The organism is Nonomuraea sp. NPDC005650 (genome assembly GCF_040605375.1).
In the GTDB taxonomy this organism is placed as follows: Bacteria; Actinomycetota; Actinomycetes; order Streptosporangiales; family Streptosporangiaceae; genus Nonomuraea.
The window spans coordinates 20,875-34,155 of sequence record NZ_JBEXCR010000060.1 but is presented as its reverse complement, the minus strand read 5'-3'; the positions used below and the strand labels follow the sequence as shown (position 1 = coordinate 34,155).

General features: G+C 71.2%; 12 protein-coding genes. 8 read left to right on the top strand and 4 right to left on the bottom strand.

The window, feature by feature from the left end; genetic code table 11:
- The first annotated feature begins 85 nt into the window (after positions 1-85).
- The 5 genes from ABZS69_RS58840 (at position 86) to ABZS69_RS58820 (ending at position 3,059) form a co-directional block, all read left to right on the top strand.
- Positions 86-499 (top strand): DUF4395 domain-containing protein, encoded by a 414-nt coding sequence (locus tag ABZS69_RS58840; RefSeq protein ID WP_355391052.1) that lies wholly within the window; start codon positions 86-88, stop codon positions 497-499.
- Positions 496-1,335, top strand: a complete 840-nt coding sequence (locus ABZS69_RS58835; RefSeq protein ID WP_355391049.1) for a sulfurtransferase — start codon at positions 496-498, stop codon at positions 1,333-1,335. Before ABZS69_RS58840 ends, ABZS69_RS58835 begins: the two co-directional genes overlap by 4 nt.
- Positions 1,335-1,637, top strand: coding sequence for a DUF1416 domain-containing protein (locus ABZS69_RS58830; protein ID WP_355391046.1), 303 nt, complete (start codon positions 1,335-1,337; stop codon positions 1,635-1,637). Before ABZS69_RS58835 ends, ABZS69_RS58830 begins: the two co-directional genes overlap by 1 nt.
- A gap of 85 nt (positions 1,638-1,722) precedes the next feature.
- Positions 1,723-2,283, top strand: a complete 561-nt coding sequence (locus ABZS69_RS58825) for an RNA polymerase sigma factor (protein WP_355391043.1) — start codon at positions 1,723-1,725, stop codon at positions 2,281-2,283.
- A complete protein-coding gene (locus ABZS69_RS58820; protein ID WP_355391040.1) occupies positions 2,280-3,059 on the top strand; it encodes a methylated-DNA--[protein]-cysteine S-methyltransferase in 780 nt (259 codons plus the stop codon). The genes ABZS69_RS58825 and ABZS69_RS58820 overlap by 4 nt, the downstream gene beginning before the upstream one ends.
- Here ABZS69_RS58820 and ABZS69_RS58815 read toward each other — a convergent pair.
- Positions 3,041-3,589, bottom strand: coding sequence for an XRE family transcriptional regulator (locus ABZS69_RS58815; RefSeq protein WP_355391037.1), 549 nt, complete (start codon positions 3,587-3,589; stop codon positions 3,041-3,043). The two genes, ABZS69_RS58820 and ABZS69_RS58815, sit on opposite strands and share 19 nt — an antisense overlap.
- 206 nt (positions 3,590-3,795) lie before the next feature.
- On the opposite strand from ABZS69_RS58815, the gene ABZS69_RS58810 reads away from it, so the two are divergent.
- Positions 3,796-5,043, top strand: coding sequence for a hypothetical protein (locus ABZS69_RS58810; RefSeq protein ID WP_355391034.1), 1,248 nt, complete (start codon positions 3,796-3,798; stop codon positions 5,041-5,043).
- 66 nt (positions 5,044-5,109) lie between these two features.
- On the opposite strand, the gene ABZS69_RS58805 is transcribed toward ABZS69_RS58810, so the two are convergent.
- Genes ABZS69_RS58805 through ABZS69_RS58795 form a run of 3 tightly spaced genes read right to left on the bottom strand, consistent with a single transcriptional unit; the run spans position 5,110 to position 7,893 of the window.
- Positions 5,110-6,645, bottom strand: a complete 1,536-nt coding sequence (locus tag ABZS69_RS58805; protein ID WP_355391032.1) for a hypothetical protein — start codon at positions 6,643-6,645, stop codon at positions 5,110-5,112.
- 7 nt (positions 6,646-6,652) lie between these two features.
- On the bottom strand, positions 6,653-7,297 hold the full coding sequence (locus ABZS69_RS58800) for a hypothetical protein (protein WP_355391029.1): 645 nt from the start codon (positions 7,295-7,297) through the stop codon (positions 6,653-6,655).
- Entirely contained in the window at positions 7,294-7,893 is a 600-nt protein-coding gene (locus ABZS69_RS58795; protein WP_355391026.1) for a hypothetical protein, read from the bottom strand. Before ABZS69_RS58795 ends, ABZS69_RS58800 begins: the two co-directional genes overlap by 4 nt.
- A 239-nt stretch (positions 7,894-8,132) precedes the next feature.
- Between ABZS69_RS58795 and ABZS69_RS58790 the strand changes: the two genes are divergently transcribed.
- Together ABZS69_RS58790 and ABZS69_RS58785 are read left to right on the top strand one after the other, a co-directional pair.
- A complete protein-coding gene (locus tag ABZS69_RS58790) occupies positions 8,133-10,073 on the top strand; it encodes a hypothetical protein (RefSeq protein WP_355391024.1) in 1,941 nt (646 codons plus the stop codon).
- A gap of 83 nt (positions 10,074-10,156) precedes the next feature.
- Complete coding sequence (locus tag ABZS69_RS58785; RefSeq protein WP_355391021.1) at positions 10,157-13,117, top strand: ATP-binding protein; 2,961 nt, start codon at positions 10,157-10,159, stop codon at positions 13,115-13,117.
- Positions 13,118-13,281: the final 164 nt, after the last annotated feature.

Below are 13,281 nucleotides of genomic sequence, written 5' to 3'. Positions count from 1 at the left end.
GTGACCACCGCGCTCTGTCGCGCTGCCTGAGGACGATCCCGCGGACATCCGGTCCGCCCCGTCGACCCTTCAGGAGCATCCCGCGATGCGTGCCGATCCTAGAGCGCTGCGCTTCGGCGCGGCCATCACCACCCTGGTTCTCGCCCTCGTCCTGGTGACGGGGACTGCCTGGCTTCTCGCCGTCCAGGCGGTGGTCTTCGCACTCGGCGTCGTGTCGCGCTCGCCGTACACGATGCTCTTCCGCTCGCTCGTCAAGAGCGCGCCCAAGGAGACCGAGGACGCCCGCCCGCCGCGTTTCGCGCAGGCGGTGGGGCTGGTCTTCGCGGTCGCGGGCCTGGTCGGATATCTCACCGGGATCACGCCGCTGGCCCTCGTGGCCACGGCTGCGGCTCTCCTCGCCGCCTTCCTCAACGCAGCCTTCGGATTCTGCCTTGGCTGCGAGATGTACCTGCTCATTCGCCGTCTACTGCCCGCCGCCAAAATGGAGGTTTCCAAATGAGCCGCTCCGCCGCCCTGGTGGACGCCGACTGGGTCGAGGCCAACCTCGACACTCCCGGAGTCGTCCTCGTCGAAGTCGACGAAGACGTCAGCGCCTACGACAAAGGCCACATCCGTGGCGCCGTGAAGGTCGACTGGCGACAGGACCTGCAGGACCCGGTGCGCCGCGACTTCGTGGACAAGACCGGTTTCGAGGCTCTGCTGTCCGACCGCGGCATCTCCAACGATGACACCGTCGTGCTCTACGGCGGCAACAACAACTGGTTCGCCTCCTACGCGTACTGGTACTTCAAGCTCTACGGCCACGGCAATGTCAAGCTGCTCGACGGCGGGCGCAAGAAGTGGGAGCTCGACTCCCGCGAGCTGGTTCGTGACGTGCCGGAGCGGGCCAAGACGCAGTACGTGGCGCAGGAGCAGGACACCAAGATCCGCGCCTTCCGCGACGACGTGGTCGGCGCCATCAGCAAGCTCAACCTGGTCGACGTGCGCTCGCCCGACGAGTTCACCGGCAAGCTGCTCGCTCCCGCGCACCTCCCGCAGGAGCAGGCGCAGCGCGCCGGCCACGTGCCCACCGCCCGCAACATCCCGTGGTCCAAGGCCGCCAACGACGACGGCACGTTCAAGTCCGACGACGACCTGCGCACGCTCTACGGCGAGGCCGGGGTCGACTTCGGCAAGGACACCATCGCCTACTGCCGCATCGGCGAGCGTTCTGCGCACACCTGGTTCGTGCTGCACGAGCTGCTCGAGCAGGACAACGTGAAGAACTACGACGGTTCGTGGACCGAGTACGGCTCGCTCGTGGGCGTGCCGATCGAGCTGGGAGAGGCCCGCTGATGACGACTGCACAGGGTTGCGGAGCGCCGGAGCAGACGATCGCTCTGCCCGCCGGGATCGACCTGTCCACCCAGGCCGTGATCCAGGGCGTGGTGACCGGCGCCGGCACGGCGTACGCGCGGCTGCTCGACCACTCCGGCGAGTTCACCGGCGAGGTCGTGGTGTCCGACGAGGGCGTCTTCCGCTTCTTCGCCGCCCCCGGCGACTGGACCGTCCGCATCATCGCGGGCGGCGGCGTCACCAGGGACATCAAGGTAGAGGCGAAGCTGGGCGAGGTCTCCTCGCTCGCGGTCGCCGTCTGAGCCTGCTCAGGTAAAAGACCCGCGTCCGGTCCGGACGCGGGTCTTTCGCTGCAACGGATCCGGACGCGGCGGTGTTGTAGCCAGTGTGAGAGAAACCGACTGTCCAGACCCGGTGCGCAAGGCGCTGCTCGACGACCTCGACGAGGGGTTCGCCGAGCTGTACGGCGCCTACCGCGGCCTGGTCTTCTCGACCGCGCTGCGGCTGAGCGGGCGCTGGGCCGACGCCGAGGATCTCACCGCGGAGGCGTTCTTGCGCGCGTACCGGGCGCTGGCCGGATACGAACGTGACCGCATCGCGACGCTCCAGCCGCGCGCCTGGCTGATGACGATCCTGATGAACATCTGGCGCAACTGCGCCAGGTCCAGGTCCCGCAAGCCGCCACCGGAGCTGCAGGACCAGCCGGTCGAGGAGGCCGACCCCGGTCAGGACGTAGAGGAGGCCGCGGTGCGGCGCGAGACCGGCGACGAGCTGGCCGGGCTGCTCGAACAGCTGCCCGAGGAGCAGCGGGTCGCGGTGGTGCTCAGGCACGTCGTCGACCTGCCGGTCAGCGAGATCGCCACCGTGCTCAGGATCCCCCAGGGCACGGTCAAGTCGCACGTGTCGCGGGGGCTGCGGCGGCTGCGCGCACTGGGAGGTGCCCGATGACCCACGATCCACTGTCCACCGGCCGGGCGTCCGACGGGCTGCTGGCGGGGCTGGCCGCCCTGGCCACCGACGCGCCCGATGGGCTGCTCGACCGGATCGCCGCCCGCTGGGTGAGCGTCCCGAGCCCGATAGGGGAGCTGCGGGTCGCGTTCACCGACCAGGGCGTGGCTTACGTGCACTCGGGCGACGGGTTCGCCGAGGCGTTCAGGGGGCGCTTCGCCCGCCCGCTGCTGCCCGCCGGACGTCCGCCCGCCGGGCTGCTGCCCGCGCTGCGCTCGGGCCGCCTGGGCAAGGTACGGCTGGACCTGCGCGGGCTGAGCGACTTCCAGCGCGACGTGCTGGAGACGGCCCGGACGATCCCGCGCGGCGAGGTCAGGCCGTACTCGTGGATCGCGGAGCGGATCGGCCGGCCCCGGGCGGTACGCGCGGTGGGCACGGCGCTCGGCCGCAACCCCGTGCCGCTGCTCATCCCGTGTCACCGCGTCACGCGGTCGGACGGCGTCGTGGGGGACTACGTGTTCGGCCCGGCGGCCAAGGAACGGTTGCTGCTGGCCGAGGGCGCCGACCTGGAGCGGGTGCGGGAGCTGGCCGGGGACCGGGTGTTCTACCTGGCCAGCGACACCACGGGCGTGGTGTGCTTCCCGACCTGCCACAACGCCCGGCGCATCACGCCGCGGCACCGGCACGGCTTCCGCACCCTCGCCCAGGCCGGCGCCGCCGGCTACCGGCCGTGCCGCACGTGCCGGCCCGCCGGCGCTCAGGGCTTGATCGGGTAGCGCATGAGGAGCGTGGCGCGCACGACGTCGGGGCCGTGCGCGCGGTAGCCGTGCGGCACGTCGGAGACCCATGAGATGTGGTCGCCCGGTCCGGCCGTGAGCGGCTCGCGCATGGGGCCGGCGCTGAGCGTGCCGGTGAAGACCGTGACGTGCTCGCTCACGCCCTCGTGGTGGGCGGGCGAGGTCTGGGTGAGGCCCGGCGGGACGGTCACCCGGTAGAGCTCGTACGTGACCCGGTCGTCCTCGAACACCTCGAGCAGCTCGGCCTCCATCGCCCGGCCCCGCATGATCTGCTGCTCGGGCGGCGCGTCGAGGATCGCCCCGATCGGCACCCCGAGCTGGGCGGTGATCGCCCAGAGCATCTCCGCCGACGCGTCGATCTTGCCGGTCTCGACGTCCGACAGGACCTCCCTGTCCATGCCCGCGCGATTGGCGAGCTCCGACAGCGACACGCCCCGCTCGTGCCGCAACCGCCGGAGGCGATCTCCCACGACGTGGGGATCGGCGTCGAGTGCGGGCCGCGGCTCCATAGTGCAATGGCACGCGCCGCGCCTCATGACCGCCATTTCCCCGCCGATAATTCTTTTGTCACTGCCCAGGGACCACACCCGCACTGAAACGCGCTTTCTAGGGGTTGCTGGTGCGACACAAGGGACAGACCGCTACGATTCTGCAGATGTCCGGTTCGACAGGTGTGGCGGCACCTCCCCGACCTGGGCCTACGCCGGCTCAGGGGATGCCGTCGCCGTACTCGCTGCCCCTGCACGCCCTCCGGTTGGCGGGGAAATGCGCCCTGCCCCTGATCCTCTGGTACGCCGCCGGCAAGCTGACGCGCTTCGTCCTGCTCTACGCCGCCACGGAGGTCGCCTACGGCGACTTCCGGCAGGTCCGTCTGGTCCTCGTGATGACGTTCCTCACGCTGATCATCCTGTCGGCGATGACGGTCACCGCCGGCATGCTGTTCTCCCTGCGCAACGCCCTGTGGGAGATGCGCGCGAGGACCGAGGAGGGAGTGCGGGACGAGCGCTTCTTCCGGGTGCTCGACCGGGTGGCCCCGGCCTTCGCGGTGCTCTACCTGGCGTGGGGCTTCCAGACGGAGGACGCCAGGGACGTCTACCAGATGGACATCTTCCATCACCTCTACGACCAGCTGGAACAGTCCTTCTTCGGGGAGCAGTCCCAGGTCGGCCGGGGGCTCACGGACCTCGACTGGCGGGTGTCGCTGGGGGCGATGGCCGCCATGTTCGGGCTGAAGCTGCTCTTCGCCAAGCTCCTGGAGAAGACCGGGGGCAGTGGCAGGTTCTACGGCTTCTGCGCCGCCTTCTCGGAGTTCGCCTTCGTCTTCTACGGCCTGAACGCCACCCTCTACATCGGCACCGCGCGCGCCGACTGGGTCACCCACCGCAACGTGGTCGCCGGCACGGAGGAGTTCTGGGCCGAGGCGCAGAAGAACGTGCCGCTGTGGGAGACCGTCACCGGTTTCTTCGGTGAGGTCTGGCCGTTCTTCCTCGACGCCGTCGCCGTCCCGCTGGCCTGGCTCACCGTGGCGATGCTCGTCTTCGGCTCGTACTCCGACGAGACCCGCGCCCTGGTCAGGGGCACCCGCCTGGAGCGGGGCGTGGACCGGCTGGAGGGCTCCCACGATCTCACGCAGAAGTCGTTCGACCAGCTCACCGGCGGGTTCAGGGACCGCTGGCTGCCGCTGGCCAACTCCCTGCGGATGGTGGTCAAGGCCGGCGCCCCGCTGTTCGGCATGATGTGCCTGTGCTACGTGGGCCTGCTGGTGGCAGGGGAGTACGCCGAGCGCGGGCTGCGCCGGCTCATCGGCACCCAGCAGGAGTGGGTGTGGACGTTCCAGGGGCCGCCGCTGACCTTCCTGCGCGAGATGATCGTGGCCGTGCTCACGATGGCGCTGCTGGCGGCCACGTACGACCTCGCGGCCACCAGGGCCCGCCTCAACGGCAAGCCGTTCGACGACGTCTGAGCCCGTCCCCGGGCCGTCCGGGCGGTCGCCGGCCGCGGCCGGTCAGCCTGGGCGGTCGCCGGCCGGTCAGCGCCGCTTGAACCGCAGGACGTCCACGTCTTCCTCCAGCTTGTTCACGGTGTCCCGCTTGAAGAGGTCCGCCGTGGGCGTGTCCGAGCGGTAGTTGCTGGGCCTGAGGGACAGCTCGACCTCGTCCGCCACCGCGGTCGGCACCACCGCCGCCGCCAGGATCTTGTACTCCTTGCCCACCTCCAGCCGGTCCGTCGGCCGATCGTTGGCCTGCGGGTCGATGTTCACGACCCAGCTGCGGCCGGTGCGGTCCTCCAGCTTGGCCTCGGTGAACAGGCCGGTCTTGGTGGCGCTGCCCGCGTCGAGGACCTTCTTGGTGATGTCCACCCTCAGCGCGGCCACCTCGGGGCCGTACGGGAGGCCCTCGGGCATCTTGATGCGCGTGACCGTGGCCCGCCACTCGATGTTCTTCACCCTGGCCGCCTGGCCGACCGGGACGACGGTCTCCTTGGTCTCCTTGGTGGTGGTCTTCTCGAAGAACAGGTAGCCGTCGTACGACTGTGCGCCCATGGTGACCAGCGACACGACGACGGCGGCCACGGCGACCAGCACCGTGCGCTTCTTACGTCCTCCCGGGGCGGCTCCCCGCCGCGACCCGGGCGGGGAGTCCTGCGGGGTGCCGGACGCCGTCTCCGGTCCGGGCGCCTCCTGGGCCTCCTGCGGCGGAGGGGGGTTCTGGTGCCGGGGGTGGGGCGTGGTGGCGCCCTGCGGGGGCGACGTGGACACGGGGACCTGGACGGCCGGCAGGGGCTGCGTCGCGCCGCCCGCGGGCTCGCGCGAGGCCGGGGGCCACACCTGCTGGTCGACCTGCTGGGCGGCGTGCCGGGCACGCGGCTGCTGCGGGGTGGGGCGAGGCGGCAGCCCCGGCCGCCGCGCCGGGCCTCGCGCCTGCGCCGGTCCCTGGTCGTGCGCCGGCCGCTGGTCGTATGCCGGGCCTCGCGCGTGCGCCGGGCCATGCCCTTGCGCCGGTCCCTGAGCGGGCGCGGGGCCGCCTTGGTCGTACGTGGGGCCTTGGGTGTGTGCCGGGCCCGGGGCGTACGGGCGGCCTGGGGCGTCTGTGGGGCCCTGGGCGTGCGTGGGGCCCTGGGCGGGTGTCGGGCCCTGCGGGGGCGCGCTGGGCCACTCCAGGGCCTCCTGAGGCCCACTGGGCCAGCCCGTCGGTTCCGGGGTCGCGCCGGGCCGGCCCATGGGCTCATGGGGCGCGTCCGGCCAGCCCATCGCCTCCGGCGGCACACCCGGCCGTCCCTCCAGCGCGTCGTAGCCCGGAGGCGGCGTTCCGCGGCCGCCCTGGCGTCCGTGGCGGCCCGGCAGGTCGCCCGCCGACGGCACCCGGGGGACCGGCGCCGTCTCGGCACCGGGCGACAAATCCTCATCGAGGCGCGGCTGCCACCCCTGGCCGGGCGGCGGGTTGCCGTGGCCGGAATGCGCGCCGAGGCCGGGGGGCGGCTCCGTGCTGGGCGGGGGCGGTGCCGGATCGTCCTCGCGCCGCGGGTCGTTCTTGGGCGAGAACCAGTCGCGCTCGTTCGTGCTCATCCTGCGATCACTTCTTGTCGGTCGAGTAGACGTCCTGAGGCGAGGCCACGAGCTTGCGCGCGCCCTCGTCGTCCAGGCCGAGATCCACCTCGACCTCCGGCTGGTACGGCTCCACCACGAACCCCTTGCTCAGCCCGAACTCGACGTGCGCCCCCGGCAGCGCGGACGGCGGCACCTCGAAGAAGAAGCGCCCGCTCCGCCAGATGTCCGGCTGCACCCACGACGCGGCCATCGTGAGGTCGTCGTTCACCCGGTCGGTGGCGTCGAACCGCTTCCCGTCGGCGGTGAGCAGTACCGGCTGGGCCAGGTGATAGGGCTTGAGGCTGGACTTGGCCGAGACGTTGACGACGAGGAAGACGTCGTCGGTCCCGATCGTCGTCATGCTGCTCTGGATCGACTTGGCGGCCAGGATCGAGTCGAGCCGCAGGGAGAATCGCCGGGCGTCCACGATCTCGCCTTTGGCGCCCGTGTACGTGATCGGGTCAGTGATCTCACCCTCGGCCATGTGCAGGGTCTGCAGCCAGACGGCGCCGCCCAGCAGCACCAGCCCGATGACGACGCTGAGTAGCCGGGCGCCGATCCCCCGCTCCCGGCCGGCCCTCCTGCTGCGACGGCCCGACGCGACTGTTGATCTTTGCTGTGTGACGGTCACGTTGCGTCACCCTTCTTGACCGCAAGAGTCACCCGGGCCTTGATCTCGGGGTAGAACTTGTAGTTCTCGAGATTCTCCTCGGCGATCATCCGCCAGCGCGGGACGTTGGTGTTCCATTCGGGCTCGAACTCGAACGACGCCACGTCCATGGTGATCTTCTCCGGCGGCTGCTCGGTGTCGTTGAGCCGGTAACGGACGATGACCTGACTGGTCACCCCTGGCTGGAGCTGGCCGGTCTCGCCGCCCTTGGCCTGCGCGAACGTGAGCGGCCCCGAATCCTTGGGGAAGGCGGGAGTGATCTTCACCAGCGAGCCGGCGAAGGAGTTGCTCGTGAAGGCCTGTTCCAGCTTCACCGGGGGCAGGCCGACCTGGTAGGTCTCGTCGCCCTTGTTGGTGACCTCGAAGACCAGCTCCACGAACCGCTTGTCCTTGTCCCAGGTCCCCTTGGCCTTCTCCACCGCCATGCGCGACTCGACGAACTTGGTGGAGTACAGGCCCTGATCGAGCACCGAGCCCGGGCCCAGTGCCTCGGGCTCCTCGGGGGCCTCGCTCAGCCCGCCCAGCAGAGCGGTGATGCCGATGGCGGTGAACGCCATCAGGGCAACGGCGGGCACCACTACCGGGCGTCTGGGCTTTTCACTGCTTGCGCCGGAGGGTTCCGTCATGGGCAAAGATGGTAGTAGGTCTCGCTTGTCCCATCTGCCGCAATACTCCCATCGGACTGGGAGAATTGCCGAGAAACCCTGCCGCTACGGGCCTCGAAGCTCATACGCTGTCACGGAGCGGAAAGGGTTGGCCCTTACTCCTAACGACATATCGGCGGCCGGAGGGTCACGTGACGGACGTGCATCCCGAGCATGCCCAGCTCCAGGCGGACCGCATCTACCTGGGCTGGCAGTACATCCTGCTGCACCCCGACCCCGGCCCACCGCCCAAGCGCCCCTCTCCGCTCGAGGATCCCGCCGAGACGCCCGCCCCCGTCGACCCCGACCTGATGCGCCGCGAGCGGCTCCAGGAGGACATCCTCAACAAGCCCGTGCGCCTCGTCCGGGCCTTCATGGTGATGCTGGCCGTGCTCATCCTGGCCGCGAGCATCGCGGGCTATCTCGCGTGGTCGTTCGCGATCGCCGGGCTCATCGCGACCGTGGGCGTGGCGGGCATCTGCAGTTACGCGCTGTTGCAGGGCGACCGGGCGGTCAAGTACCGCGTGCTGGAGCAGCAGGCCAGGAACGAACGCCGGCGCGAGGAACGTGACAAGGAGCTGTTCCGCGCGCAGGAGGAGCACGCCCAGCGCTACCGCGAGTGGCAGGACTCCAAGGAGCGCCACGACCGGCAGCTCTCGTGGTACGCCGTCGCCGTGCCGGACGAGATCGACCGCATCGACGTGGCGGGTGGCACGCTCCCCGGCTGGTCGGCGCTGATCACGCTGCTCGGCGCCACGCGACTCTACAGCGGCGGCCATCTGACCGTGCTCGACCTGTCCGAGGGCGCGATCGCCAAGGACCTGGTCGAGCTGGCCCGCAAGGGCGGCGACGACCCGCTGGTCTGGGTGCTGCCGGTCGACCTGCCCAGGCTCGACCTGGGCGCCACGCTCAAGCCGGAGGCGTTCGCGGACGTGCTGGCGCACGTGGTGAGCGTGAGCGAGGAGCACCGCACCACGCGCGACCTCAGCTTCGACAACGCGATCCTGGAGCGGGTGCTCGAAGTGCTCGGCGAGAACGCCACGATCAGCCAGGTCACGGCCGCGCTGCGGGCGCTCGCGCAGGTGGGCGACCCGCGCGACGACCTGAGGTTCGGGCTGATCACGGCCGCCCAGCTGGAGCGCATCGGCACGCTGTTCGGCCGCGGGGTGAGCGAGCGGGTGGTGATCGAGCGGGCCTGGGCGCTGGAGTCGCAGCTGCGCAAGCTGGAGTCGCTCGGCACGCAGGCCGTGCGGCTGCCGCCCGCCCGGCTGCGGGTGGTGAGCATGGACCGGCAGGCGGGCGCCTTCGGCAACCGGGTGCTCGGCACGTACGTGGCCACCGCGCTCACCCACATCCTGCGCCAGTCACCCGCCTCCGACCGGCCCTGGTACCACACGATCATCGTGGCGGGCGCGGACAAGCTCAGGGGCGACGTGCTCGATCGGCTGATGGACGCCTGCGAGACCTCCCGTACCGGACTGGTCCTGACGTATCGGTCGTTGACCCCCACCGTGCGGGAGCGGCTCGGCAGGGGGCACGCGGCGGTGGCGTTCATGCGGCTGGGCAACGCCGAGGACGCGCGGGTCGCCAGCGAGCACGTGGGCACCGAGCACCGGCTGGAGCTGGCCCAGCTCACCGAGACGATCAGCGACTCGCTGCCGGGCCTCGACGGCGGCTACACCTCCACGATCTCCCAGATGGACGACGACCGGGAGGACCGCGACGAGAACCTCGCGGATCTGGCCGGCGACATCACCGAGTCCACCGAGTGGGGCAGGACCGCCGACAAGATCTCGGAGAAGGAGCGGGTGCTGCAGCGCTCTCGCGAGTTCCTGGTCGAGCCGCACCAGCTCCAGCAGCTCCCCACCACCTCCGTGATCGTCACCGACGCCACGGCCCAGGGCAGGCGCGTACGCCTCGCCGACGCCAACCCGGCCATCCTGACCTTCCCCAAGACCACGCTCGGCGAGCTGGAGGACGTACGCGAGGCCGTGCTGGCGCTCGACCCCCAGGCACAGGACGGCGACGGGGAGCCCCCACCGAACCTCGGGCCACCACCGCCACGCCTGGACTGGCGCAAGGGCAGGCAATGACATGGTCAATGTCAACGTGACGAGCTGACGGTTGGCGGAATTTAACAAAGAACCGTCTGTGGGGGAATGAAATGCAGCCGAGTGTGTCGCTGAGTGGGCCCTGGTATCGAATCCAGTCGATCGCAGCACCCTCGCGAAGCTCGTCGGCGGAGTGGGATTTCGTCACCGTGCTGCCCGCGGTGCTGTCGGCGGCGCAACGCGACCGGCCGTTCGTCATCGGGTGGCTGTCACGGGGATCCGGCGCGCCGCTTGAGCTCATCACCAACGCCGGACCGCTGTCGCCGCCGCGCCAGCCGCGCAGGTCCACCGACGCGCCCGACCGCCCGAGCGGGCCGCAGCCGCTGCTGTTCCCGGGTGGGGCGCGCGGGGTCCAGCTCGACGAGGAGTATCTCGCCGACCTGGCCGACCTGGTGTGGACGCCGTGCCCGGGCCGCCAGGCGCCGCCGCTGGGGAGCAAGGGGCGCGAGTTCGACCCGGACGAGCTCAGGCGGCCGACGCTGTTCGAGTCGACGCTGGTGACGTTGATGTCGCGGCCTTTCGCCTGGCTGGTGGTGGCCGAGCCGACCGACCTGCTCGACGCCGAGGTGGCGCACCTGCGTACCCAGCTCAACGTGCTCAGGCAGTACGGGGACGCCTCCGAGCGGTCCCGCTTCGACGCCGAGCGGGCCGAGCGGCGCATGCAGGAGCTGGACTCCTTCAGGGAGGCGGGGCTCTGGAACGTACGCGTGCTGGCCGGGGGCGCCACCGCCGAGGAGCTGCGGCAGATCGCTCCCGTGCTGGTCGGGTCGGTCGAGATGAGCCACCACCCGTACCGGCTGCGCAGCTCGCACGGCGCGGTCTACGGGCTGTCGGAGGCCCTCGCCATGACCATGCAGGACCCGTCCGACGGCGCCGCCGCCCCGTTCGCCGCCACCGCCGGCGCCCTCGCGGCGCTGGCCGGGCTGCCCAGGAGGGAGGTCCCGGGGGTACGCGTGCTGGAGTCGGGCTTCTTCGACGTGACCTCAGAGGCCGACGGCGGCGAGCTGGAGCTGGGCGAGATCCTCGACGGGCAGGACCGGGGGGTCGGGACGTTCCGGGTGCCGCTGGCCACGCTCAACCGGCACGCGTTCGTCACCGGGGCGACCGGCTCGGGCAAGTCGCAGACCGTGCGTCACCTGCTGGAGCAGCTCAGCCGGGCCCGCATCCCGTGGCTGGCCATCGAGCCCGCAAAGTCCGAGTACGCCGCCATGGCCGGGCGCCTCGACGACCCGGTCACCGTCATCAACCCGTCGGCCCCGGACGGCGTGCCGTTCAGCATCAACCCGCTCGAACCCGAGCCCGGCTACCCCGTCCAGGCCCACATCGACATGGTCAGGGCGCTGTTCATGGCGGCGTTCGACGCCGAGGAGCCGTTCCCGCAGATCATGTCGCTGGCGCTGCAGCGCGTCTACGAGGCCACCGGCTGGGACGTCGTCACCGGCGGCGCCGTGCCGGGCTCGAACGTCCCGCCCAGCGTCCCCACCCTCGAACAGCTCCAGCAGCACGCCATGGACGTGATCAAGGAGATCGGCTACGGCCGCGAGGTCCAGGCCGACGTCGAGGGCTTCATCTCGCTCCGGCTCCGGTCCCTGCGGGTCGGCTCGGCCGGGCGCTTCTTCGAGGGCGGCCACCCCGCCGACATCGGCGGCCTGCTGGAGCGGGACGTCGTGCTGGCGATCGAGGACGTGGCCAACGACGAGGACAAGGCGTTCCTCATGGGCACGCTGATCATCCGGATCGTCGAGCACCTGCGCATGCGGGCCCGCCGGGAGAAGTCCCACGAGCTGCGCCACGTCATCGTGATCGAGGAGGCGCACCGGCTGCTGCGCGACCGCGGCCACGGCCGGGCCTCCACGCACGCGGTGGAGCTGCTGGCCGGGCTGCTGGCGGAGATCCGCGCGTACGGCGAGGGCATCGTGGTGGCCGAGCAGATCCCGACCAAGCTCGTCTCCGACGTCGTCAAGAACACCGCGCTGAAGGTCGTGCACCGGCTCCCGGCGGAGGACGACAGGAAGCTCGTCGGCGCCGCCATGAACCTCAGCGACGAGCAGTCCCGCCACGTGGTCTCCCTGCAGCCGGGTTCGGCCGCGGTCTTCGCCGACGGGATGGACCGGCCGCTGCGGGTCCGCGTACCGCTGGGGGAGGCCCGCGAGAAGGTGCTGCCCGGCCCGCCGCCGCCCATCCGCGGGCGCCGGTCCGCGGCCTGCGGCGCGACCTGCCGTACCGGGCAGGCGTGCACGCTGGTCGAGCTGCGCGAGGCCGACGTCCTTGCCGACGCCCCCGAGTGGGCCTGGCTGCGCATCTGGTGCGACACGGTCGTGCTCGCCTTCGTCAGCAACCGGCCGCTGCCCGGGGTGCCGCGCGCCCTGGGCGCCGCCTGGTCCGACCTGCCTGCGCGGCGGGCGGAGTGTGTGCTCGCGACCCTGATCGAACGCTCGGTGCAGCGGCGCGCCTGGTCGCTGCGCAGCTGGTTCGACCCGGCCCTGCTCACGGAGAAGGCCGCCGAGACCGCCACGCGCCTGCTCTCCGGGCTCGACGGGGGCGGCGAACGGCCGGGGGCGTCGTGGGTGATCCCGCAGGTCCGGTGGCTGCACGAGGTGGACAGGCTCTTCCCGTACGGCCACCCCGCCCCCAACCTGCGCAGCCCGGCGCCGCCCATGGAGTACGCCCTCTTCCGCCAGCCCTCGAACGGCAACGGCGCCAACTCCGACCTCGTCCACACCGAGCTCCTCGGGCACCGGGCCAAGGCGCTGCGGCACCACCCGCTGTCGATGGAGGTGGACCGGAACCGGGCACTGGCCTGGCGGGTCATCCTGGGGGACGACGAGAACGAGGGGCTGCAGCGGGACATCACGACGGTGGCGATCGGGATCGAGTCTTCGGCGCGGCTGCGGCACGTGGGGCAGACGATGGGGGCGGGGTGGCTGGAAGGGGTGCTGTCATGGCCGCGCCGGTTCGTCCTGCCGTTCGACCACGGCGGCGCCCCGGAGATCGCCTTCGCCGACTCCGCCCCCTCCCCGTCCTGACCTCTGAACTCCTGGGGACCTCAGCCGCCGGCGGCCTGTCGAGGCCGCTTCCGGCACACCGGACATCCCATGGAAGGGGGATACGGTGATGCTTCGCCCGGGCTACCGACCGGGCCGCGTTTTCGTGTGCATCTCCAGACTAAGGGCCAATGCCGACTAGGATC

Coding starts and splice junctions, on each gene's coding strand:
- ABZS69_RS58835 (WP_355391049.1), top strand. CDS start 496: ATGAGCCGCTCCGCCGCCCTGGTGGACGCCGACTGGGTCGAGGCCAAC.
- ABZS69_RS58810 (WP_355391034.1), top strand. CDS start 3,796: ATGCCGTCGCCGTACTCGCTGCCCCTGCACGCCCTCCGGTTGGCGGGG.
- ABZS69_RS58815 (WP_355391037.1), bottom strand. CDS start 3,589: ATGGAGCCGCGGCCCGCACTCGACGCCGATCCCCACGTCGTGGGAGAT.
- ABZS69_RS58805 (WP_355391032.1), bottom strand. CDS start 6,645: ATGAGCACGAACGAGCGCGACTGGTTCTCGCCCAAGAACGACCCGCGG.
- ABZS69_RS58795 (WP_355391026.1), bottom strand. CDS start 7,893: ATGGCGTTCACCGCCATCGGCATCACCGCTCTGCTGGGCGGGCTGAGC.
- ABZS69_RS58840 (WP_355391052.1), top strand. CDS start 86: ATGCGTGCCGATCCTAGAGCGCTGCGCTTCGGCGCGGCCATCACCACC.
- ABZS69_RS58830 (WP_355391046.1), top strand. CDS start 1,335: ATGACGACTGCACAGGGTTGCGGAGCGCCGGAGCAGACGATCGCTCTG.
- ABZS69_RS58820 (WP_355391040.1), top strand. CDS start 2,280: ATGACCCACGATCCACTGTCCACCGGCCGGGCGTCCGACGGGCTGCTG.